The organism is Arthrobacter sp. 131MFCol6.1, from assembly GCF_000374925.1.
GTDB lineage: Bacteria > Actinomycetota > Actinomycetes > Actinomycetales > Micrococcaceae > Arthrobacter.
On record NZ_KB895554.1, the window covers coordinates 68268 to 90313 of the forward strand.

Consider the following 22046-nt stretch of genomic DNA (forward strand, 5'->3'; position numbering starts at 1 on the left):
TGGGGGTCAATGCCCTAGCGGGAAGGTTGTCGTTCGACCACCGTCGACCACCAGGTTTGTTCCCGTGACATACGAGGACTCAGGACCCAGTAGCCACAGCGCCGCGGCTGCAATCTCCTCCGGCAGGGCGAATCGGCCAAGCGGTACTGAAGCTTCGTCTCGGGCTCTCTCTTCTTCGTTCGCGAACTCGGCCGCGAGCATAGGCGTATCCGTCGTGCCCGGCGAGAGTGTGTTGACCCGGACGCCGGCGGGAGCTAGTTCGGCGGCCAAAGACCGCATCATCGAAAGCACGCCGCCCTTGGTGGCGGTGTACGCGGAGTAGCCCGTCTGGCCGACCAGTGACAGCTCGCTGGCAGTGCAGACCAGCGATCCGCCGCCGTTGGATGTGAGCGTTCGCGCCGCTGCCCTGGCGAAGTGGAAAGTGCCGGTCAAATTCACCTGGATCAGCCTTTGCCACAGCTCGTCGGACGTTTCAGCGATCGGCGCCACGCTGGAGATCCCTGCAGCGTTGAAGGCACCGCTCAGTGGTCCAAGTTCAGCTTCGGCCTGGGCGAAGGCGCTATCGACCTGCACGGACTCAGCCACGTTGGCTTCGATGAAGATCACAGCGCCCGTCAGCTGGCGTTTTGCATCATCAAGCAACCGGTCAGGCAGCCCTACTGCCGCAACCTTGGCACCGTGCGCCAGAAGGGCTCGAGTGGTCGCGAGACCGATGCCGGAGCTGGCTCCGGTGACAAGGTAGGCTTTGTCCTGAAAATGGCTCATGTCGTCTCTTCCCGCGTCGAATTGGTGGTTAGCCCACGAGGGCCCGCGTGTGGTCGTTGAGGAACATCCCGCGGGGGTCGAATTCCCGGCGGATCTGGATGAACGTGTCGAGCTCCGGGTAGAGACGCTCCAGGCGGCTTCTGGTCATGAAGTGGATCTTGCCCCAGTGTGCACGTGGCTCGAATTCCTGCAGCACCGCATCGGCGTCCCGGAAAAAGGGCCAGTAGTCGGTCCCAGGTTCGGTGGTCAGCGTGATGACGGTGGTGTCGCGTCCCTGGAACTGAGACATGTAGCCCTCGTCGGCTTTCACCCAGCGGACCTCAACGGGGTACTTCTGATCGGAGTGCTTGGTGCGGATCAGGTCCTGGACAGCCTCGACGGCCGCCAGGCCGTGTTCGCTGGGAACGAAGTACTCGAGTTCGTGGAACGGTGTGGTGAATCCGCCCGGGTAGATGCGGTACGACCGGTCCAGCCGGGCACCCTCCGTGCCGGAAATTTCCCGCTCGTCCTGGACGTCGGCGATGTTGTACCGCTTGGTGTAGCTGCGGTTTGCCATGCTCTGGCCCGGCGATCCGGGCAGGTCCAGGAGCTCGCAGGAATCGTTGTCCGGGCACCAGAGGAACGAGTAGTGCCTGTTCCCGTCGATATCGGCCTGCCAGGTTGCCGCGGTCTCTGCCCAGGTGGGATACGTGATCTGCTCCTGCAGGTAATAGCGGTCCTCGACCGCCAGTTCGACCTCCAGGAAAATTCCGAGGGTCCCGAGGGCGACCTGGGCTGCCCTGAGTTCGCGGAGTTGCCCCTCACCGATTTCGACGATTTCGCCGTAGCCGTTGATCAGCCGGACCCAGCGCAGGGCCGATGAGAAGCTGCCCAGGTTCTTTCCGGAGCCGTGGGTGCTGGTCGCCAGTGCCCCGGCGATCTGCTGCTTGTCGATGTCGCCCTGGTTGCCCAGTGCCAGCCCCTGCTCCCACAGCGGATCGCCGAAGGCGTTGATGGTGGTGCCGGCCAGGGCCCGGGCGCGGCGCCGCACGAGGTCGGTTCCGGTGATTGCCGAGAGTGCGGACATGTCCATCAGGACGCCGCCCGTCTGAACAAGCGGAGAGGACGAATGCCCTGAGCCGACCGCGCGTACTGGCAGGCCTTCCCGGATGGCGAACCGGACGGCGTCGAGGGCCTCCTGTTCATTCCGCGGCCGGACGGTGAAGGCTGGCGTGGCGCTCTGGTTTCCGCCCCAATTGGTCCACGTTACGTCGGTTCCGAAGGGAGCGGACGGCGTTGCGGCACGGGCGGACGACGCGGCGTGGTGATGATTCGTGGTGGTCATTGCTGAGCTCCGATGCTGGTCTTTAGGCTCATGCGCCGTGGTTGATCATGACGTGCTTGGTGCGGGAGTAATCGTCCAAGGCGTACAGCGAGAGGTCGCGGCCGTAGCCGGATCCCTTGAATCCGCCCCAGGGAACCTCGCAGGCCAGCACCAGGTGCGAGTTGACCCAGACGGTGCCGAAATCGAGTTGCTTCGGAACCCTGAGCGAGAGGCTCGAATCCCGCGTCCATACCGAGGCGGAAAGGCCGTAGGGACTCTCGTTTGCCCGGGTGATGGCCTCTTCAGTGGAGCGGAAGGACTCCACGGTGACCACGGGGCCAAAGATTTCGTGGGTAGCAATATGCGCCCCGGCCGGGACGTCGCTGATTACGGTGGGTTCAATGAAGTAACCGGGGCCTTCCAAGGCCGAGCCGCCGATGGCCACCTGAAGCCCCGCAGCTTTTGCCTCGGCAAGGGCTTCCTTGACGCGTTCGAAGTGCGGGCGCGAAATCATGGGACCGATTTCCACGTCCTCCCCGGCGCCCGGAGCGCCGACGACGAGCGTGCTGACTTCGCGTACCAGGTGTTCGGTGAACTCCTCGGCCACGGACTCGTGCACGAGCACCCGGCAGGCGGCGCCGCAGTCCTGGCCGGCATTCCAGAAGCCGGCGTTTCGCACGCCGGCGGCGGCCGCGCGGAGGTCGGCGTCGGGGAAGACGACAACCGGGGCCTTGCCGCCGAGTTCCAGATGGACGCGCTTGACAGACCTGGCCGCGGTCTCCGCCACTGCCTGTCCGCTGACGACGCTTCCCGTCAACGCAATGAGCGCCACATCAGGGTGTTCGGAGAGTCGCTGCCCGACGGTTCGGCCTTTTCCTGTCACGACGTTGAGGATTCCATCGGGGATGCGTCCGGCGACAAGCTCTGCCAGCTTCAGCGTCGAGAGCGGCGTCTGTTCCGAGGGCTTGAGGACGATGCTGTTTCCGGCGGCGAGGATGGGCGCGATCTTCCAGGCAGCCATCAGCAGCGGGTAGTTCCAAGGGGTGATGACGCCGACGACGCCGACGGGTTCCCTGAGGATGACCGAGGTGTGTCCGGTGGCGTAGTCGCCGCCTGCCATGGAGGTCAGTGTGCGGGAAGCACCGGCCATGAATCGGAAGGTGTCGATGGTGCTGGAGACATCGTCCTCCGCGACGGTGCGCGGTTTACCGGTGTTGGCGGACTCGATGATTTCGAAGGCTTCACGGTTGGCTTCAATGATGTTGGCGATCAGGGAGAGGACCTCGGAGCGTTCCTTCGGTGTCGTGGCGCCCCAGGACTTTTGGGCCGCCACGGCTGCTTCAACCGCAGCGTCCACATCCGCGGCCGTGCCGGCCTGAACCGACGCGATGACCTGTTCCGTGGTGGGGTCCACGACGTCGATCAGCCGGGTCGCGGAACCGGGGACAAACGATCCACCGATGAAGTGCCCCGTCGGAGGCAAAACGGGTGGCAAGAAACTGGTGCTGCTTTGCTCCGTTGCAGAGCGTCGGACTGTGAACCGCTCGAGGTCAGTGAGTGTCATGATTTTTTGCCTTTGTTTCTGCGCCGATCGCGGCGCCGGGAGTTTGGTGTGGGGGTGGGCGGTACGTGCCCGGGATGCGCGGAGCGGGCGTTACGCCCGCTCCGCCTCAATCAGGTCAGTTGCGAATGCGGGAGACTGAAAGGGGGCGGCTTCCGGCGTTTTCCCGAACACACGTGCCGCGAAGTAGTACAGAGGTGCAACAACCACCAGGCCGACAATCCAGGAGAGGTCCACGCCGTTCATCGCTGCGGCAGCGGGGCCTGTGAACATCGCTGTGGCCGAGAACGGAACCTGGATCAGTGCGCCGGCAACATAGGCTCCGATCGCAACCCAGTTGAACCTTCCGTAAACCCCGCCGTCGCGCTTGAAGAAGTCTTCAACCCGGTATTCGCCGTGCCGCAGGAGGTAGTAATCGACCAGGTTGATGGCCGTCCAGGGAACCAGGACGTACATCAGGAAGGAGAGGAAGTTCGTGTAGAAGAAGATGAAATTGTCGCGAGCGAACAGCGCGATCAAGAGGGCGAGGGTGAAGATGAGGATCGCCGCTATGGTCCGGGTCTTGGCGTGGGGCAACCAGGCCGGCCTGAACGTCTGCCCAATGGTGAGGGTGCACAGGACCCCGCAGTAGAGGTTCATCGCGTTTGACGCCGCAACGCCGAGGCAGAAGATTCCGATGATCACCATGGTCCATGGCCCGAGCATGGCTCCCAGGCTCCCGACTATTTCGACGTTGCTGCCATCGTTGATCAGTGCCAGTGCGAGCGTTCCCACCAGGGCTCCCAAGACCATCGGGAAGAGTGTTCCCAAGACGCAGCCTGAGTAGGAGGCCCAGAACGCCGGGGCCGAGCCGGTGCCCTGGGGCATGTAGCGGGAGTAGTCAGAGACGTAGGGAGCGTAGGCGAGCTGCCATAGCGCGGAGACCGAGATGGTGGCCATGAAGCCGACCCAGTTGAAGTTTCCCTGATCCAGGAAGCTGGCCGGCAATCCGTAGACCGCCAGGATCCAGACGAAGGCCAGCACCAGCGCCAGACCGGCCACGACGCTCAAGAAGCGTGCATAGGCGTGGATGAGCCGGTAGCCGAAGATGGTGGCCACGACGCTCACGACGCCAATGACAATGATGCCCGCATCAACGCTGATGCCAGGGGTGACGGCGGCCAGTGCTTGGCCGCCAAAGACGAGGTTCGCCGCGAAGAAACCGACGTACATGATCACCACGATGACCACGATCAGCAGCGCCCCGTACGAACCAAACTGGCCGCGGGTCTGAATCATCTGCGCCACGCCCAGCTGCGGGCCCTGGGCCGAATGCAGTGCCATGAAGATGCCACCGACGAGGTTCCCAATGATGATTCCGACGATTGCCGGCACAAAGCTGAGCCCGAACACCGTCGTCGCGAGTCCCCCGGTCACGATTGTCATGATCATGATGTTGGAACCGAACCAGATGGTGAAGAGGTCCCGTGCTTTTCCGTGGCGTTCGTGGGCCGGGATGGGTTGAATGGTCTTGTCCTCGAGCCGGGGTACTTCGGCTGTGACGGCGTGGGTGGGTCGAGCGTTCATGATGCGTTCCTGGAGTTCATGGGAACCTCTTTGTTCTGTCCCGGCGCTTCGTCGAGCACGGGATCTGATGTATCAATCATTCGTGACTTTTGTCACAGTGGTAATCCGGCGATTGAATAGTTGCCGTAGACCTGTTCATACATATGTACAAATCAAGTGCGAGAGCCCAGCAGTTGTGGTTCAGACGGTGGCCGCTTGCAGCTCCTCGGTGACGTTGGCGGTGGCCTTGCTGCGGTTCACCATCAGTGCGAGGAGGTCAAAGACGAGCGTCGCCGCGGCGACTGTGGTGATGTCTGCGTGGTCATAGGCCGGAGCGACCTCGACGACGTCGGCGCCCACGATGTTGATGCCATTCAGTCCGCGGAGCAGCGCCAGCAGTTCGCGGGAGTGGAGCCCGCCCATTTCCGGAGTGCCGGTGCCCGGGGCGTAGGCCGGATCCAGGACGTCGATGTCGATGGAGACATAGACCGGGGTGTCGCCCAGCCGCTCCTTGACCCGCTGGATCGCGGCCGGAACCCCGATGACGTCCAGGTCCGAGCAGCGGATGATCTGGAAGCCGAACTCGTGGTCGCGAAGGAAATCGTTGCGGTCGTAAACCGGGCCCCGGATGCCGACGTGCATCGACTTGTCCTCGACCAGGAGGCCTTCCTCGAAGGCCCGGCGGAAGATGGTTCCGTGCGTGACCGGCTGGTCGAAATAGGTGTCCCAGGTATCCAGGTGTGCGTCGAAGTGGAGCAGGGCCACGGGGCCGTGGACCTTGTTCAAGGCCCGCAGCATCGGGAGCGCGATGGTGTGGTCGCCGCCGATGGAGATGAGCCTCTTGCCGGAGCCGGCGTCGCCAAGGAGCGGGAGGGCCTGCTCCTCGATCTCGCGGACTGCGCGGGCGATGTCGTAGGGGGTGCAGGCGATGTCGCCGGCGTCCACAACCTGGGCTTCGTAGACGGGCTCGACGTCGAGCTCCGGGTGGTAGCCGGGGCGCAGGAGCCGCGACGCTTCACGGACAGCAGCCGGACCGAAGCGGGCGCCGGGGCGGTAGGAGGTACCGCCGTCGAACGGGACACCAACGATCGCAATGTCATAGTCCGGGACGCGGTCAATCTGAGGAAGCCGGGCAAAGGTGCCCAGGCCCGCGTAGCGGGGAACTTTTGTTGCGTCGACGGGGCCGATTGGCTTGTGCGTGGTCATGACTGGGGTCCTCCGGTTGCTGTGGTTTCAGTCGGCCTGGCAATTTCTTCCTGCGCCGGTTGAGGTCTATGCCTTAACTATTAGTGATCGGCGTCACGCCGTATATCCGCCGATTGACTACAAACAGCCGAGAGGCTTATACATATGTATAAGCGGCCTGGGGACGGCCTCCGGACTCATGAACAGGAACCGCGCATGGCGATCACCGTGGCCGAACTGCTTGCCGAACCCCAGCTGGGACTGAGCCTTCTGGCGGGCTCCGCCGGCCTGGGCAACCGGGTCACCTGGGCCCACACCTCCGACCTCCCGCGCCTGTGGGAATGGGTCACCGGCGGCGAGCTCATGATGACTAACGGGCTCTCCATTCCGGCCGATCCCGAGGGGCAGGTTGAGCTTGCCGAGGCACTGGTCAACGCAGGTGCGAGTGCCCTGGCGATCGGCGAGCAGATGCATGCCCCTGAACTCTGTCCCGAGTTCCTCGAAGCCTGTGACCGCTTGCCGTTGCCGGTCATCAGCATCCCCTACCCGCTTCCGTTCATCGCCATCGCACGTTCGGTCGCTGAGTCTTCGTTGCTTGAGGAGTCCCGCAGGCTGCGCCAGACGGCCCGTATTTACGACCTGCTGCGGCTGGCGGGTCCATCTGAGGACAACTGGCTGGGACTGATCCTGGGTATCGAAGCTGAACTCGACGCCAGCCTCTTCGTCATTGATCGACGGTGCCTGCACGCCTGGCACCCCGGAGGCCAGCCGCTGCCGCCGGGCCTCAGGCGGCAGCTTGAACCGCTGACCAGCAAGTCACCGGTGGCAAGCAAGAAGTTCCAGTGGCATCGCTTGGGGGAAGGCCACCTTCTCATGATGGATATTCCGACTCACGCCAATGCGCTTCTGGTGGTGCTGCCGAAATCCGAACCGCTCCCGGACGCGGTAGTACTGCTCCATGTGGCCACAGTCCTGGGACTCGAGCTGTCGCGTACGGTGCTGTCCCTCGAGAACCAGCGCCGGCTGGGTGCGGAGTTCCTTTTGCAGGCCTTTGACGGGCGCCTGGGCATAGCCGACATTGAAAGCCGCCTGCCTGAGTTCGGAATTCCGTCACGGGAATTCCTCATCATCTCTATGTCCAGCGACGACGGTGAGCGCCTGGCAGGGATCCACGTTGATCTTTGGCGACACGGCTACCCGACGGCGTGCCAGCGCAGATTCGACACAATCCACTTGGCCGTCGCAACAGACTGCACCGATGATCTGCTGCGACACACGGTTCCCTTGGACGTCAGGATCGGGATCAGCCGGCCTTCCACGGCCGCTGGTGTGCAGAGAGCACTTCAGGAATCAATGTGGGCACTTGGGACCGCATCAAGCACCGGCGAGCGTTTGGTCCGCTATGCCGAGGGACCTTCGTGGCTCGGGCTCACCAGCTTTGAGGAAGGCAACGCCCTGGTCCAGCGGCTCCTCGGACCAATTTTCGAGTACGAACAGCGGGAAAACGGGGACCTGATCGTCACGCTCAAGACATTCCTCGACACGCAACGGTCCTGGCAGAAGACGGCGGCCGCCCTGTTCGCGCATCGGCAGACCATCATCTATCGCATCCGAAAGATCAGTGAGCTGACAGGCCTTGATATGACCGAAACCTCCACGCTGGCGCAACTGTGGTTTGCCCTGCAGATCCATGAAGCCATGGACCTGCACGACAATCCGCGGCGCCTGCCGTCGGCTGAGGTCAGCACTCCACGACGTTGACGGCGAGGCCGCCCATTGCGGTTTCCTTGTACTTGGAGCTCATGTCGCGGCCGGTTTCGCGTATGGTCACAATGACCTCGTCGAGGGAGACCCGGTGTATGCCGTCGCCCCAGATCTAGGCCGGGCAAGCGCCAGATGGTCGACGAACCAACTCCTGCCACAACCTCGGCGTCAAAGGCTCGCTATCTTTATCGAGCAGCTCATCCGCGTCATCGACGCGTTCGTTGCCCTGGCCAACGAGATCATCACCGTCCGGCGCCTGATCCGCGACGCCTGGACCACTAACCGCTGGGACACCCGGCCCGAACGCCGCCCCGAGCTATCGCCTGAACCGCTAAGACGCTACTGGCGGACCTCAATCTCGGGGTGGTTCTCTATGACCCACTCAGCCATCCGACGGTTCCGTGCCGCGATGAACTCCAGCGTGGCCTCCCGGTACGTTACGTACTCGTCTTTTGTGGCCGGCATCCCGGAACGCTTGAAGTTGTCGAAGGGCAGGTAGAACCGAACCCCTTCGTAGTCGGGCGTCACGAGGTCTTGAAACTGGAAGAACTCCACAAACTCCTTGAACCCGTCGAAGAGCGCAAAGAAGTCCGCGTACGCGTTGATGACATCGGCTAGGGGGCTCTCCGGTTCTCCTGCGTAATGACGCCGGATGCACTCCAGGGTCAGATCCATCCGGTCGGCGATGAGCGACCTGAACCCCCGGGCCTGGTTCATGGTGGGTCGGTCCTTCTTCCTGACGGGCCAGATCATCGCACTGCCGATGGTGTACGGCGGCTTCAGGTAGCGGGACCGCTCGTCCTCGTTCAGCGAGGCGATGGCGTTCGCCAGAGACCTCGTACGTGCCCGGCCGGTGTAGGAGTGCGTGATGGCATCACTGCCGTACCAATGCCTCGCCTCGGAGGGGTCAGTGAAGATGAGATAGCCGTCCGTACGCTTCGGCGGCGCGGTCGGTTCGAAGAGGACGCCGGAGTTTAGCGTCTTGGTCCACAGCAGCTGATGGTCCGCCCGGAGCTTTGGACTGTGCGAATCCGGGTCGCGTTCCTTTGGGGTGCCGGAGTCGGAGTCCGGCGGGGAGCCGGCGTTGCCCGGTTTGGTCTTAGCAGCAGTGTCGGTCATGTAGTCGAATGAAGTGTCAAAGACGCGCATGTTCGAAGTGTATGCGCTCGTCAAGTATTATCAGGCAGTTTCATCGTCGGTATTCGACGATGCCGCCAAGGGTTCACGGCCGCAAGCTTGATGGGGTGCCGATGGGGCCGCCGAGGTCCGGGGCCCGCATTGACAGTGGGACGTTGTGGTTCTCCCAAGCCTCGATGTAGTCCATGACCAGGGTTCTAGAACAATCACATGGTTATCGGAGCCTGTGCCTACATAGATAGATCCGGTGCGGCCTCACCTAATGGCGGAACCTCTTAGACGCTCGCGAGATTCCCCTTCTCCCATTGCTTGCATTGGCTACAAAAGGCCGCCCTCGGTAAGAAGGGCGGCCCTTTTCGGTGACGGGCAAGTTCTTGCCTGGTGCTTGACGATCACCAAGACCGCGAAGAACACGGTGGTCAACGCAGGCGGCAGGGTGACGGCCCGTGCAACGTCCTGCTGCGAGCTGAGGATAATAAGTAGTGGAGAACGCTTGTATTCCGGTCTTCCCGCAAATCCTCTGTGAATGGTGGCACGATCCTCCCCGCCGCGAATGCGGAATCGAGGAGCGCACCACCTTTTCGCCCGGGCTTTAGGGCTTCGGCGCCAGCCGGTCCAAAACCGTGGTGTAGTCCGCCACGTCCCTCAGCCTCTCGATGTAGGCGGCGTGAGTCATGGAGACGTCGGCGTGACCCAGCATGGCGGCAGCGGCCCCGTCGGTCAGCTCCCTGGCGAGAAGGGACGCAACCGTACGCCGAAAGGCGTGCGGAGTGATGACTGCCGTGTTCTCCATCTTGGAGGCGGTCAGCGCGGAACGCAGCTGCCTCCGTACGCTTGACGCCTGAACGTAGGTGCCGGTCCTGGACCAGAAGAGGGCCCCCGCTTTGTTGTTTTCCGGGGATTCGAGGCTTCGGCGGATGAGTACGTCGACGACAAACCGAGGCACTGGGATGACCCGCTCGCTGCCGCGGCTCTTGAGGAAGTTCTGGCGGTACTTGGGGCCGTGACGAGGCTCCACCAGCGTTCCGGTGAGTGCGATCTTTCCTACGTCGCCCGACAGGTCGATGTCTTCCAAACGGATGGCCAGGACCTCCCCGATTCGCGCCCCGGCGCCGATCAGAACGTCAACGACGTCTGCCAGTACGTTGCTCGGGCGGGGACCGAATTGGCCGGGTTCTGTCCGCCAAATCCGGACAGCCTCGCGAACATCGTGCAGGGTAGTCGCGCTCAAGCTAACGGGCCTCTTCCGCGGCCTGTTCAGCCGATCGACCTCACGCACCGGGTTTCCACCCACGTAGAGGTCATGCCGGATGGCATAGGACATGATCTGCTGGAGCACCGTTTTTGCCAGACGGGCATTCGTGTGCCCCTTCCCCTCCCCGACCAGCGACCTCAGGAAGCTGTCACACGTGGACGTGCTGATTTCGCTGATCTTCAGCGCGCCGAGTGCGGGCTCGATGAGTCGGTCGATGAGCCCCTCGTACTGGTCCCACGTCTGGCGCCGGATCCCGCCCGTGCTGTCAGTCGCGACCATGTTGCCATTGTCGTCAACGACGACCTTGGGCACCTCGATGCTGGCGAGCCACTTCTCGGCGACGACCTTCAGCGAGGGGTTCGCCGCTACTCGGCCGGCACGCTGCTGGCGCTCTTTCATGGACGCCAGCAAGGCTGTCTCGGCTTTGCCCTTGGTTGACCCGAACTTGCCGTAGCTCCGCGTGACACCGTCCCAGCCACGGAACCTACAGCTGGCCCGCCATTTTCCGGACGCTGCGTCTTTCTTGGCACTGATCGTTCCCCAGGCACCAACCGGGAGGCTCGACCGCCCCATCAGGCAGCAGCCTTCGAGGTCTTGCCGATCCAAGCCTCGACAGCGGCCCGGTCGTAGCGGACGATGCTATGGAGTTTGAGGGCAGTTGGTCCGATCCCCGCGGAGCGCCAGTTCCGGAGGGTCTTGGGTGCCACCTGCAGCCATACGGCCACTTCCTCGGTGGTCAGGAGTTGCGCTGCGTAGCCTTGGTCCGTGGCCGGTCCCAAGGTCTTTCTGCTTGTCTGCATGGTTTCCCTATGCAGCCCGACGGCCGACGGGCCTAACGCGGCCCCTCGAAAGCGTGTCGTAAGCGTGTCGTGCCCAATTTTCCGGCATGAAAAACCCCTCCGTTCCGGGCAATCGCCGGAACGGAGGGGTTCGTGGGGCCCCCTGTCGGATTCGAACCGACGACCCCCGCTTTACAAGAGCGGTGCTCTGGCCAACTGAGCTAAGGAGGCATTCCTGCTTCCTGACACAACACCGGGCCACAAATGGCGCGGATGTCAGGACGCTAGACAAGATTAGCCCACCGACGCCCGGTGAGAAAAACCCAGAGAAAAACGCGCAACGCCCCTCCCGCACAGCGAAGGCCACAGCGAAGGCCTCAGCAAAAGACCAGAAGCGAAGGCCCGGCCCCGGATCGATCCGGGGCCGGGCCTTCAACCGCGGCCTTCTACTGCGTCCTTCAGCGGCATGTGCCGTGGACGGTTACTTCTTGGCGTCGACTGCGGCCTGCAGGTACTGGTCGAACGGGGTCTGGGCGCTGTCGCCGACGCCCCACTGCTTGCCTTCAACGAACACGGTGGGCGTGCCGGTTATGCCGATCACCGTGGCCTCCTGGGTGGTGTGCTTCACCCACGGGCGGTAGGTCTTGCCATCCACGCACTGGTCAATGCTCTTGGCCCCGACGTCGCTGGCCAGCGTCTTCAGCTCGTTGTCGGAGAGCCCGGCGCTGCCTTCGGCCGGCTGCTTGGCGAACAGCAGGTCGACGAAGGCCGAGTACTTCTCCGGGGATTCGTTGACCACGCAGGCTGCGGCGTTGGCCGCGCGGGAGGAGTAGTTCGTGGTGGACCGGCTGTCAAGGAATCCGAGCGGCCGGTACTCCACGCTGATCTTGCCCTCGTTGCGCAGCTTGGTGAGCGTCTCGTTGTACTGCGCCTCGAAGTTCTTGCAGACGGGGCAGATGAAGTCGATGTAGAGGACCACCTTGACCGGCTTGCCGGCCTCAGCCTCGGCGCCCGGGGCCGTGACCGGGGACGGCGGCGTGGCCGGAGCGGACGGAAGATCGGACAGCTTCACGGTTGCGGGATCGGTCTTCGCAACCTCGGTGTTCGCCAGCAGGGTGACACCGCCGTGGATGTTGCCGTTGGCCGGAGTGGGTCCCTCATCGGCAACCGGGGCGTTGTTCTTGATGTTGGAGGTGACAACCAGCGCGACAATCACGATGATCGCGACGACGGCGGCAACGATGCCCCAGCCGATCAGCAGCTTGTTGCGCTTCTCCTTCTTCAGCTGCGCCTCGCGGATCTCGCGGGCTTTCTCGCGCGCCGCGGCAGTGCGCTCTGCCTTAGACAGTCGGGGTTCGTTTGCGGGGCTCATTGGTTCCTCGGGTCGTTCGGCCAGGGACGGTCCACTCAGTGGCAACGTCATCATTTTAGGGGAGAAACCCGAGAACTTGCGCTTTCAAGTTTCCTTCCGCCTGCCCAACGGACGAATAGCCCGGAAGATTCCGGGCGGCTAGGGTTGATGGAGAGCCACGAGCGGACCCCAGGGGGCACCAATGCAAGCAACGGACAGCGCCGGCCACGGCACACAGAGCACCACTGAAGCGACGCGGCCGGCAGCCGACGGCGCCACCACCGGCGCCGCGGCGGGGGATCAGTTCGACTTCATGGTGGTGTCCAACCGGCTGCCCGTCGACCGCTGCTCGTCCGACGAAACCGGCTGCGAGGACGGCTGGCGCCGCTCCCCCGGCGGACTCGTCACAGCGCTGGCTCCGATGATGACCAAAACCGACGGCGCGTGGGTGGGCTGGCACGGCGCCCCCGATGAGACGGTCAAGCCTTTCAGCCACGGCGGCATTGACCTGATCCCCGTCCAGCTGAGCACCGAGGACATCGAGCTCTTCTACGAGGGCTTTTCGAACGCCACCTTGTGGCCGCTCTACCATGACGTGATCGCCCCGCCGGAATTCCACCGTACCTGGTGGGATTCCTACCGGAAGGTCAACCGCAGGTTCGCCGACGCCGTCATCCGCCATGCGGCGGAGGGTGCCACCGTCTGGGTGCAGGACTACCAGCTCCAGCTGGTTCCCAAGCTGCTCCGGGAGGCCCGGCCGGATCTGAAGATCGGATTCTTCAACCACATCCCGTTCCCGCCGCCGGAGATCTTTGCCCAGCTCCCGTGGCGACGCGCGATCATCGACGGCCTGCTGGGCGCGGACCTGGTGGGCTTCCAGCGCAGCAGCGATGCCGGAAACTTCATGCGCTCCGCGCGGCGCTTCCTGGGCGCGAGCGTCAAGCAGCAGCAGGTCCATGTCAGGGGCGCCGACGGCGAAACCACCCACATCGCGAGGGCCCAGGCGTTCCCTATCTCCATTGACGTCAAACAGATCAGCGAGCTGGCGAAGAAGCCGGAGGTTATCGAGCGGGCGCAGCAGATCCGCCGGGACCTCGGCAACCCCAAGACCATCCTGCTCGGCGTCGACCGCCTCGACTACACCAAGGGCATCCGGCACCGGCTCAAGGCGTACGAGGAACTGCTGCAGGACGCCAAGGTCACCGTCGAGGACGCGACCCTGATCCAGGTGGCCAGCCCCAGCCGGGAGCGCGTGGAGCAGTACCGCCTGCTCCGCGAGGAGGTCGAGGGCACAGTGGGCCACATCAACGGCACCTTCGACACCATGGAGAGCACGGCAGTCCGCTACCTGCACCACAGCTACCCCATCGAAGAGATGGTCTCCCTGTACCTGGCCGCGGACGTCATGCTGGTCACCGCCTTGCGCGACGGCATGAACCTCGTCGCCAAGGAATACGTCACGGCCCGGACAAACAACGACGGCGCCCTGGTACTGAGTGAGTTCGCCGGCGCCGCCGACCAGCTCAAGCAGGCCTTGCTGATGAACCCGCACGACATTGACGGGCTCAAGGACACGATCATGAGGGCCGTCAACATGCAGCCGGCCGAGGCATCGCGCCGCATGCGGGCCATGCGCAAGCAGATTCTGGACCACGACGTCGACCTCTGGTCCTCCGACTTCCTGAAAGCCCTCGCCGAAAAGGTTGTACGCGATGACTCCTGACGCCGCCGGTACCAACGACCCAGACACCAACACCCCAGACACCGCCCGGCTCTCGCTCGCCCCTGAGCTGCTGGCGGCCGTGCGCCGCGTCGCCGGCACCGAGCACCTGCTCGTGGCGATGGACTTCGACGGCACCATGGCGCCGCTCGTGGACCATGCCGGCGACGCCCGCGCGCTCCCGCGCTCCGCGGCCGCCTTCGCGGCGCTGACGGAACTCCCCCGGACAACGACGGCGCTCATCTCCGGCCGGGCGCTGGACAGCCTGCGGGCCGTCGCCTCCCCGCCGGAGGAGACGCTGCTGATCGGCAGCCACGGCGCAGAGGTCTGGATGGGGCCCGGCTCCTCGCAGCTCATGCTCGACGAGGCCCAACGCGAACTCCTGGCCGAGGTCCGCAAGGAGCTTGAGGGAATCGTCGAACAGGCCCCGGGGACCCTTTTGGAGGACAAGCCGGCCGGCGTCGTGCTGCACACGCGGCTCGCGGCGGACGACGTCGCCGAGGACGCCGTCGCCGCGGCGCGGGCGGTCCTGCAGGACCGCAGCGGCGTCTTCCTCAAAACGGGCAACCGCGTCCTGGAGACCTCAGTGGTGAACGCCTCCAAGGGCGAGGGCATTGCCTTCCTGCGGCAGGCCACCGGAGCCACGGCTGTGGCCTTCGCCGGAGACGACACCACCGACGAGGACGCCCTGGCCAGCCTCGTCCCCGGCGACCTCGGCGTAAAAGTGGGGCTCGATTTCACCCAGGCCGAGTTCCGGGTGGAGGCACCGGTCCACATCTGCGAACTGCTGGAGGCCCTGCTGCGTGAGCGGAAGAAGTCCGTCGACTCCGGGAGCTAAAGCGGGCTCACTGAGCGGCCAACCGGGCGTCGGTCACGACTGAAGTTCGTAGCCGATCAACCAGTGCAGTCCGTAACGGTCGACAACCTGGCCATCTGTTGCGCCCCAGGGCTTCGGGGCCAGGGGGTCGATCACCCGGCCGTCAACGGCGAGATTGTCGAACCACTCGTGGAGAACTGCCGGTTCGGCGGTCCCTAGCAGCGAGAGCATGAGGCCTTCGAACCGAACGCTTTTCTCGCCCGCTGCCGCATCCGAGCCCGCCAATGCGACTGCGCCGTTCAGCTGTCCGTGGGCAATGGCGTCCGGCGGGCCGTCGCTGCGGTTGAACTCTTCGTACGTGAACAAGGCAAGCTCTCCGCCGAAGACGTCGGCGTAGAAGCCAAGTGCTTCACGCGCCGTGCCCGGGAAACTGACATAGATCTGCAGTGCCGTCATGCGCACAGCCTACACACCCATTTCTGGCGCCACGTGACGGACCCCACGTGTGACATCCGTAACATTTTGGCCCAAATGCCATAAATCTGACATACTCTGTATGTGATGTGGCGCACAACTACCGTGCGGCGTCATTGGATACTCCTCGGCTTCGGCCGAGGAGTATGCGCACGATAACCCACAATTGAATTAACAACTGCATAAAACGACCATTCACTACGGATCGTCCGGCACGTACCTGCCGGTGAAGGGATTGATAACTGTGGCTACAGTTACTTTTGACAACGCAACACGTCTGTACCCGGGCACTGAGAAGCCCGCTGTTGACAAGCTCAACATTGATATCGCCGATGGCGAATTCCTGGTCCTCGTTGGACCCTCCGGCTGCGGAAAGTCGACCTCCCTGCGCATGCTTGCAGGTCTCGAGGACGTCAACTCCGGCCGCATCCTCATCGGCGACCGTGACGTCACGGACGTCCCGCCGAAGGATCGCGACATCGCCATGGTGTTCCAGAACTACGCCCTGTACCCGCACATGACCGTGGCGGACAACATGGGCTTCGCTCTGAAGATCGCCGGCGTCAGCAAGGAAGAGCGCGCCGAGCGCGTCCGTGAGGCCGCCAAGCTGCTCGACCTCGAACCGTACCTGGACCGCAAGCCGAAGGCCCTCTCCGGCGGCCAGCGTCAGCGCGTTGCCATGGGCCGCGCCATTGTGCGTAACCCGCAGGTCTTCCTCATGGATGAGCCGCTGTCCAACCTGGATGCCAAGCTGCGCGTGCAGACCCGCACCCAGATCGCGTCCCTGACCCGCCGCCTCGGCGTCACCACGGTCTACGTGACCCACGACCAGGTCGAGGCCATGACCATGGGTGACCGCGTCGCCGTGCTGAAGGACGGCCTGCTGATGCAGGTCGACACCCCGCGCAACCTCTACGACAAGCCCAAGAACGTCTTCGTGGCCGGCTTCATCGGCTCCCCCGCCATGAACCTGCTCGAACTCCCCGTCGTCGACGGCGGCGTGCAGTTCGGCGGAACCGTTTACCCGGTACCGCGCGACGTCCTCGAGGAAGCCCACGGCCAGACCGTGACCCTCGGTTCCCGCCCGGAAGACCTTGAGACTGTTGCCCAGGGTGAAGGCCTCCAGGTCGAGGTCGACGTCGTCGAAGAACTCGGCGCCGACGCCTACGTCTACGGCCACACCACGCTCGACGGCCAGAGCCACGACATCGTGGCCCGCGTCGACGGCCGCCGCCCCCCGATGAAGGGTGAGTCCATCTGGGTCCGCCCGCAGTCGGGCCACGTACACCTGTTCGACACCAAGACCGGCCTGCGCCTCGGCGACTAGTCCCCACCGGCTCCCTAACCTCGCTCCGCTTCGGTCAGGGAACCCTGCCGGCGTGGGCCCAGGTAGCCTAAACGCCTGACGGCGGTCCTCCCCAGCGGAGGGCCGCCGTCGGGCGTTAACTGCCCTGCTTTAGGCGCGGCCCGCCAAATACGGAAGAATTGATATATGACCGAGGAAAACAGTGCCCAGTGGCACGACGAGCCCACCGACTACGGTCAGATCGGGAAACTGCCCCGGTATGAGGCCGCCAGCGCCAATGACGACAAGGCCTCGATGGTGTCCAGCTCGCTGAGCATCACGGCCGCCGCCACCGAGCCCGAGCTGCTGGACCTGCCCTGGCACATTGCCCTCGAGGACTGGCCGGCAGAGTATCTGGCAGCCCTCCCCCGCGGGATCTCCCGGCACATTGTGCGTTTCGCCCACCTCGGCGGCTCCGTGATCGCCATCAAGGAAACCTCCGAGCACGTGGCCCGCCACGAGTACCATATGCTCCGCAAGCTCGCCCGGCTGGACGTTCCCGGCGTGGAGCCGGTGGCCGTCATCACCGGACGCACCACCCCGGAGGGCCGGCCGCTGAACCCCGTGCTGGTGACCCGGCACCTGAAGTTCTCCATGCCCTACCGCGCGCTCTTCTCCCAGATGCTGCGCAAGGACACCCTGACCCGGCTCATCGACGCCCAGGCGCTGCTGCTGGTCCGGCTGCACCTGATCGGCTTCTACTGGGGCGACGTCTCGCTCTCGAACACCTTGTTCCGCCGCGACGCCGGCGCGTTCGCCGCCTACCTCGTCGATGCCGAGACCGGCGAACTGTACCCGGATTTGTCCACCGGCCAGCGCGAGTACGACCTCGAAATCGCCCGCGTCAACATCGCCGGTGAGCTCATGGACCTGCTCGACGGGGGCCTGATCGAGGAGAAAGTGGATCCGGTGGCCACCAGCGAGCTGATCATGGACAGCTACCGGCGGCTGTGGACCGAGCTGACGGCGAAGGAGTCGTTTGAGATTGGGGAACGCTGGCGCGTGGCCGCCCGGATCCGGCGGCTCAACGAGCTGGGGTTCGACGTCGAGGAATACGCGATCAAGACCACGCAGAACGGCTCCACCATCCAGCTCCAGCCGAAGGTCGTCGACGCCGGGCACCACCAGCGCCGGCTGCTGCGCCTGACCGGCCTGGACGCCCAGGAAAACCAGGCCCGCCGGCTCCTGAACGACATGGATTCATTCCGGGCCGACAACAACCCGGGCATGGACGAGGAATACAGCGCGCACCTGTGGGTCAGCCAGATCTTTGAGCCGATCGTCCGGGCCATCCCCCGCGACCTCTCCGGCAAGCTTGAGCCGGCCGAGGCGGTGCACGAGGTCCTGGAGCACCGCTGGTACATGTCCGAGAAGGAGAACCGGCATATCCCCCTGGCGGAGGCCGTCCAGTCCTACATCGACAACGAACTCCGTCACCGCCGGGACGAGGCTGCGATCATGCTCAACCCGGACACGGGATTGCTCAAGATCCTTGAGGTGGAGACCGAGGAATCGCGGTACGGCGCCGACGAATCCGTGGACGAATACCCGGACTCCGACGACTAGGCTGCGCGCCGGGCAGGTTGTGGCGCGCCCGGGCTAAATCGCCTTGCCGGGGTTCAGGATCCCGGCCGGGTCGAAGAGTTCCTTGATCCGGCGCTGCAGTTCCCGCACGGGTTCCTTCTGCTCCAGGCCAAGCCAGCGCAGCTTGTACTGCCCGATCCCGTGTTCGCCGGTGATGGTGCCGCCCATGGCCAGGGCCACGGCAATCGACCGGTCCAGGGCGGCGCCGAGGCGGGCCATGGCATCGGGGTCCACGGTGTTGTCCACCCGGTCGACCCAGAAGGTGGGGTGCAGATTGCCGTCGCCGGCGTGTGCCACGACCTTGAGCTGGACCCGGTGCTCCGCCGCCATGGCTTCGAGCTCGGCGACGTAATCCACCAGGCGTGAGCGCGGCACGGCCACGTCCTCGCCCACCCGGTATTCGTCGTCCACCTCGGTCCCGCGGCTGTTGCGGCGCAGTTCGACGAGCTGTTCGGCCTCCGCGTCGGCTTCCATGGTCACCACGGCTCCTCCCGCCACCAGGACCGGGCGGATGGCCGCGGCTTCCGCCGCCGCGCCGAAGCCGTCGGTCTGGATCAGCAGCAGGGCTGCCCCGCGCGCGGCCAGGTCCGAGCCGTGGAGGTCATCGAGCTGGGCGAGCGAGCCGCCGTCGAGCAGTTCCATGATGGCTGGCTGCACGCGGGCGCGGCCCACGGCGAGGACCCCGGCCGCGGCGCTGCGGAAGTCCGGGTAGAAGGCGGCGATGGTGTGCACGTCGCGCGGCAGGTACTTCAGCCGCACGGTGACACCGACCACGATCCCCAGGGTCCCCTCCGAGCCGACGAACAGCCCGGTGAGGTCGTAGCCGGCGACGCCCTTGAAGGTCTGGTGGCCGGTGTGGATGAGGGAGCCGTCCGCGAGGACGACGTCGAGTGCCAGGACCGAGTCGCGGGTCACCCCGTACTTCGCGCAGCGCAGCCCGCCGGCGTTGGTGGCCACGTTGCCGCCGATGGTGGACATCTTGAAACTCGCAGGATCCGGGGCGTACATGAGCCCGTGCACGGCGGCGGCCGCGTTCAGGTCGGCGTTGATGACGCCGGGTTCCACGACGGCGGTCTCGTCGTCCGGGTTGAGGTCCAGGATGCGGTTCATCCCCTCGAGCGTGAGCACCACGCAGCCCGCGCTCGCGTGCGCGCCCCCGGAAACCCCGGTCCCGGCTCCGCGCGCCACGAGCGCGACGCCGAGGGCGGCGCAGGCCCGCACCGTTGCCTGCACGTCGGCCACCGATTCGGCGCGGACCACGGCCTGCGGGAGCTGATAGTCCAGGACGGGGGCCTGGTCCACGGCGTAGGCGGCCAGGGTGGTCGCGTCCACGGCAATTTTCGCCGCGCCCAGGGAATTGGTCAGCTCATCGATGATGCTGCGCATGCGGTCTCCAGTTCGGTCGAATCCGGATCCCAGTCTAAGTCCGCGGGACGGGCACCCGGGTCCCGGGCAACACCCACGCGGCGGCCGCAGGCCCTCGGGTGCAGATCAGGGCGGTTCCGCCGGCGTCATCCGACCTGCTCTGCCCGCCCGGTTGCCCCGGCGACGGGATCAGTGCCACGTCGACGTCGGCCGTCGCGTAGGCCGGCCGCCCGGCAAGGGCCGCCAGCTGGGCCGCCGCGAGCGTTCCGGGCTCCAGTTTCACTTCGGCGGCCGCCCGGGCCACTACCACCAGCACGGAGCTCCCCGCGGTTTCGCGAACAAACGCCAGGACATCCCCGCGGGCGTGCAGCCACCGCACACCGCCGCCGGTGAGCGCGGGCTGTTCCCGGCGCAGTGTGCTGAGCGCCGCGTAATCCGCCCGGAGGTCGCTGAGGATGCGGCCGGGGTCGTTCCAAGGCATGGGCGTGCGGGAGGACTCCCCGTTGTCGCCTTTGAGGCCGAACTCGTCCCCGGCGAAGACCACGGGAACCCCCGGCAGGGTGAACATCAGCAGCGCGCCGAGCCGCTGGCCGCCGTCGATCATCACCGTGGCGGCGCGTGCGGTGTCGTGACTGTTCAGGGCGTTCATGTTCTGCTGCCGGACGTCCCAGCTGAACGCGGCGGCGAGGTCCAGATGGGTGGCCAAGAAATCCTCGGCGGCGGTCCGGTTCGGCCCCGGCAGCGGGGTTCCGAAGAAGTTGACGTGTCCGGCGTCGCCGGCCAGCCAGGACCACAGTGGCCGGGTGAAGTTGGAGTAGGTCATGGCGCCGTGCCAGTGCTCGCCGCTGAAGTCAGGGGCGGCATCGTTGGTGGCCTCGGCGAGCAGCGCCGCGTCCGGGTTGATCGAACGGACCCGGTCCGCGATCAGGCGGGCGACGTCCTGGTTGAGATCGGTGCCGCCGAGCCGGCCGGTCATATTGCCGACGTCGATCCGCCATCCGTCGAGGTTGAACGGCGGCCGGAGCCAGCGCGCCACGGGGGAATCGTCGGCCAGGACGAATTTCTCGCGCAGGCCCTGAGATGACCAGTTCAGTTTGGGCAGCGATCTGACGCCGTACCAGGACTCGTATTCCGTGTGCTCGGCGTTGAAGTAGTAGTATCCGGACTCCTCGGAGGCCGGGTCGGCCAGGGCCCGTCGGAACCATTCGTGGGCATCGCCGGAATGGTTGGCCGTGAGGTCGCCCATCACGCGCAGGCCGCGCGCGTGGGCGGCTTCGACGAGTTCCACGAGGGCCTCGTCCCCGCCCAGCAGCGGATCCACGCAGCTGAAGGTGGCGGCGTCGTAGCGGTGGTTGGAACGGGCCGGGAAGAACGGCGTCAGGTAGATGACATCGGCTCCGAGCTGCTGGATATGGTCCAGCCGCTCGGTGATGCCGCGGAGGTCCCCGCCGTAGTACTGGTACGGGGTCTGCGGGCCGGAGCCGTCCACCTCGGTGGAGTCCCAGCTGCACGGCACGGCCCAGTCCGGAGCGGGGCGCTCCGGGACCGGACCAGGCGCGGACAGGTCTTCTGCGGACAGGATTTGCGCCGGCAGGTTTTGCGACGAAAGAGCGGAGCGGGCGAAGCGGTCCGGGAAGATCTGGTACATCGTTCCCCGGCGCAGCCATTCAGGTGCGGGCCGGAAGGTCGTGATGCGGAAGTCGGCGTAGTCGGACACATCCCGGCTGAATAACCCCTGCGCGTTCAGGCTCCAGTACCGCAGGCTGCCGGCGGTCCCGGCTGCCGTGGCCCCGTCGGTTGCGGCTCCGCTGGCCTCCGGGACTTCCAGCAGGAACCGGTACCGGGCCACCGGGTTGGTCGCCACGGTGGCAGCCTCCCACCATGCCCAGCCGTCGGCCTCGCCCAGGGGCAGGGCGGGGTCGTAGCGGGGTTCGCCGTCGTGGATGGACCGCAGCCAGACCCGGGCGGGCCGCCCCCAGACGGCGGGGACGCGGAGCCGCAGGCGGAGCTCCGCCCCCTGCTCGACGTGCCCGGGCGCGCAAAGGGCCGAGCCGTCATGGTGCGGAAGCGGTCCCGCGCTGCCCGGCAGCTCCATG

General features: G+C 65.3%; 17 protein-coding genes, 1 tRNA gene and 2 pseudogenes. 6 read left to right on the forward strand and 14 right to left on the reverse strand.

The window, feature by feature from the left end; all coding sequences use genetic code 11:
- Positions 1-6: 6 nt before the first annotated feature.
- The 5 genes from C566_RS0118450 to speB all read right to left on the reverse strand — a co-directional run bounded on the left by C566_RS0118450 (position 7) and on the right by speB (position 6380).
- Positions 7-765, reverse strand: coding sequence for an SDR family NAD(P)-dependent oxidoreductase (locus C566_RS0118450; protein ID WP_018775838.1), 759 nt, complete (start codon positions 763-765; stop codon positions 7-9).
- Between the two features lie 28 nt (positions 766-793).
- Positions 794-2089, reverse strand: a complete 1296-nt coding sequence (locus tag C566_RS0118455) for a D-arabinono-1,4-lactone oxidase (protein WP_018775839.1) — start codon at positions 2087-2089, stop codon at positions 794-796.
- A gap of 28 nt (positions 2090-2117) precedes the next feature.
- A complete protein-coding gene (locus C566_RS0118460; protein ID WP_026266842.1) occupies positions 2118-3632 on the reverse strand; it encodes an aminobutyraldehyde dehydrogenase in 1515 nt (504 codons plus the stop codon).
- 90 nt (positions 3633-3722) lie between these two features.
- Positions 3723-5195 carry a purine-cytosine permease family protein gene (locus tag C566_RS0118465; protein WP_018775841.1) on the reverse strand — a complete coding sequence of 491 codons (1473 nt, stop codon included), beginning with the start codon at positions 5193-5195 and terminating at the stop codon, positions 3723-3725.
- 180 nt (positions 5196-5375) lie between these two features.
- Positions 5376-6380, reverse strand: coding sequence for an agmatinase (speB, locus tag C566_RS0118470; RefSeq protein WP_018775842.1), 1005 nt, complete (start codon positions 6378-6380; stop codon positions 5376-5378).
- Positions 6381-6575: 195 nt separating this feature from the next.
- Between speB and C566_RS21790 the strand changes: the two genes are divergently transcribed.
- Positions 6576-8120 (forward strand): PucR family transcriptional regulator, encoded by a 1545-nt coding sequence (locus C566_RS21790; protein WP_018775843.1) that lies wholly within the window; start codon positions 6576-6578, stop codon positions 8118-8120.
- On the opposite strand, the pseudogene C566_RS23375 reads toward C566_RS21790, so the two are convergent.
- A pseudogene (locus tag C566_RS23375) lies at positions 8101-8235 on the reverse strand (L-serine ammonia-lyase, iron-sulfur-dependent, subunit alpha); the annotation flags it as partial. The gene C566_RS21790 and the pseudogene C566_RS23375 sit on opposite strands and share 20 nt — an antisense overlap.
- 28 nt (positions 8236-8263) lie before the next feature.
- Here C566_RS23375 and C566_RS23255 point away from each other — a divergent pair.
- Positions 8264-8436, forward strand: a pseudogene (locus C566_RS23255) (IS5/IS1182 family transposase); the annotation flags it as partial.
- A gap of 26 nt (positions 8437-8462) precedes the next feature.
- On the opposite strand, the gene C566_RS21795 reads toward C566_RS23255, so the two are convergent.
- The 5 genes from C566_RS21795 to C566_RS0118500 all read right to left on the reverse strand — a co-directional run bounded on the left by C566_RS21795 (position 8463) and on the right by C566_RS0118500 (position 12666).
- Positions 8463-9272, reverse strand: coding sequence for a DUF6994 family protein (locus C566_RS21795; RefSeq protein ID WP_155846935.1), 810 nt, complete (start codon positions 9270-9272; stop codon positions 8463-8465).
- Positions 9273-9852: 580 nt separating this feature from the next.
- Complete coding sequence (locus C566_RS0118485; protein WP_018775845.1) at positions 9853-11088, reverse strand: tyrosine-type recombinase/integrase; 1236 nt, start codon at positions 11086-11088, stop codon at positions 9853-9855.
- A complete protein-coding gene (locus C566_RS0118490; RefSeq protein ID WP_026266843.1) occupies positions 11088-11315 on the reverse strand; it encodes a helix-turn-helix transcriptional regulator in 228 nt (75 codons plus the stop codon). The genes C566_RS0118485 and C566_RS0118490 overlap by 1 nt, the downstream gene beginning before the upstream one ends.
- Positions 11316-11448: 133 nt before the next feature.
- A tRNA-Thr gene (locus C566_RS0118495) sits at positions 11449-11525 on the reverse strand.
- A 250-nt stretch (positions 11526-11775) separates the two neighbouring features.
- Positions 11776-12666 (reverse strand): DsbA family protein, encoded by an 891-nt coding sequence (locus C566_RS0118500; RefSeq protein ID WP_018775847.1) that lies wholly within the window; start codon positions 12664-12666, stop codon positions 11776-11778.
- 292 nt (positions 12667-12958) lie between these two features.
- On the opposite strand from C566_RS0118500, the gene C566_RS0118505 reads away from it, so the two are divergent.
- Together C566_RS0118505 and otsB are read left to right on the forward strand one after the other, a co-directional pair.
- Positions 12959-14368 carry an alpha,alpha-trehalose-phosphate synthase (UDP-forming) gene (locus C566_RS0118505; protein WP_155846939.1) on the forward strand — a complete coding sequence of 470 codons (1410 nt, stop codon included), beginning with the start codon at positions 12959-12961 and terminating at the stop codon, positions 14366-14368.
- Positions 14358-15203: a trehalose-phosphatase gene (gene otsB, locus C566_RS0118510; protein WP_018775849.1), complete on the forward strand. Its 846-nt coding sequence runs from the start codon at positions 14358-14360 to the stop codon at positions 15201-15203. Before C566_RS0118505 ends, otsB begins: the two co-directional genes overlap by 11 nt.
- A 33-nt stretch (positions 15204-15236) precedes the next feature.
- Here the strand turns inward: otsB and C566_RS0118515 are convergent, their stop codons facing one another.
- Complete coding sequence (locus C566_RS0118515; RefSeq protein WP_018775850.1) at positions 15237-15638, reverse strand: VOC family protein; 402 nt, start codon at positions 15636-15638, stop codon at positions 15237-15239.
- Positions 15639-15900: 262 nt separating this feature from the next.
- Between C566_RS0118515 and C566_RS0118520 the strand changes: the two genes are divergently transcribed.
- Together C566_RS0118520 and C566_RS0118525 are read left to right on the forward strand one after the other, a co-directional pair.
- Positions 15901-16983 carry an ABC transporter ATP-binding protein gene (locus tag C566_RS0118520; RefSeq protein WP_018775851.1) on the forward strand — a complete coding sequence of 361 codons (1083 nt, stop codon included), beginning with the start codon at positions 15901-15903 and terminating at the stop codon, positions 16981-16983.
- A 165-nt stretch (positions 16984-17148) separates the two neighbouring features.
- Positions 17149-18567 (forward strand): DUF4032 domain-containing protein, encoded by a 1419-nt coding sequence (locus tag C566_RS0118525; RefSeq protein WP_018775852.1) that lies wholly within the window; start codon positions 17149-17151, stop codon positions 18565-18567.
- Positions 18568-18600: 33 nt separating this feature from the next.
- Here C566_RS0118525 and C566_RS0118530 read toward each other — a convergent pair whose 3' ends face one another.
- Positions 18601-19971 carry an FAD-binding oxidoreductase gene (locus tag C566_RS0118530; RefSeq protein WP_018775853.1) on the reverse strand — a complete coding sequence of 457 codons (1371 nt, stop codon included), beginning with the start codon at positions 19969-19971 and terminating at the stop codon, positions 18601-18603.
- A gap of 34 nt (positions 19972-20005) precedes the next feature.
- Positions 20006-22045 carry a glycoside hydrolase family 13 protein gene (locus C566_RS0118535; protein ID WP_018775854.1) on the reverse strand — a complete coding sequence of 680 codons (2040 nt, stop codon included), beginning with the start codon at positions 22043-22045 and terminating at the stop codon, positions 20006-20008.
- Position 22046 lies beyond the last annotated feature (1 nt).

Coding starts and splice junctions, on each gene's coding strand:
- C566_RS21795 (WP_155846935.1), bottom strand. CDS start 9,272: ATGCGCGTCTTTGACACTTCATTCGACTACATGACCGACACTGCTGCT.
- C566_RS0118460 (WP_026266842.1), bottom strand. CDS start 3,632: ATGACACTCACTGACCTCGAGCGGTTCACAGTCCGACGCTCTGCAACG.
- C566_RS0118455 (WP_018775839.1), bottom strand. CDS start 2,089: ATGACCACCACGAATCATCACCACGCCGCGTCGTCCGCCCGTGCCGCA.
- speB (WP_018775842.1), bottom strand. CDS start 6,380: ATGACCACGCACAAGCCAATCGGCCCCGTCGACGCAACAAAAGTTCCC.
- C566_RS0118505 (WP_155846939.1), top strand. CDS start 12,959: ATGGTGGTGTCCAACCGGCTGCCCGTCGACCGCTGCTCGTCCGACGAA.
- C566_RS0118485 (WP_018775845.1), bottom strand. CDS start 11,088: ATGGGGCGGTCGAGCCTCCCGGTTGGTGCCTGGGGAACGATCAGTGCC.
- C566_RS0118500 (WP_018775847.1), bottom strand. CDS start 12,666: ATGAGCCCCGCAAACGAACCCCGACTGTCTAAGGCAGAGCGCACTGCC.
- C566_RS0118530 (WP_018775853.1), bottom strand. CDS start 19,971: ATGCGCAGCATCATCGATGAGCTGACCAATTCCCTGGGCGCGGCGAAA.
- C566_RS0118465 (WP_018775841.1), bottom strand. CDS start 5,195: ATGAACGCTCGACCCACCCACGCCGTCACAGCCGAAGTACCCCGGCTC.
- C566_RS21790 (WP_018775843.1), top strand. CDS start 6,576: ATGGCGATCACCGTGGCCGAACTGCTTGCCGAACCCCAGCTGGGACTG.
- C566_RS0118525 (WP_018775852.1), top strand. CDS start 17,149: ATGACCGAGGAAAACAGTGCCCAGTGGCACGACGAGCCCACCGACTAC.
- C566_RS0118515 (WP_018775850.1), bottom strand. CDS start 15,638: ATGACGGCACTGCAGATCTATGTCAGTTTCCCGGGCACGGCGCGTGAA.
- C566_RS0118490 (WP_026266843.1), bottom strand. CDS start 11,315: ATGCAGACAAGCAGAAAGACCTTGGGACCGGCCACGGACCAAGGCTAC.
- C566_RS0118535 (WP_018775854.1), bottom strand. CDS start 22,045: ATGGAGCTGCCGGGCAGCGCGGGACCGCTTCCGCACCATGACGGCTCG.
- C566_RS0118450 (WP_018775838.1), bottom strand. CDS start 765: ATGAGCCATTTTCAGGACAAAGCCTACCTTGTCACCGGAGCCAGCTCC.
- otsB (WP_018775849.1), top strand. CDS start 14,358: ATGACTCCTGACGCCGCCGGTACCAACGACCCAGACACCAACACCCCA.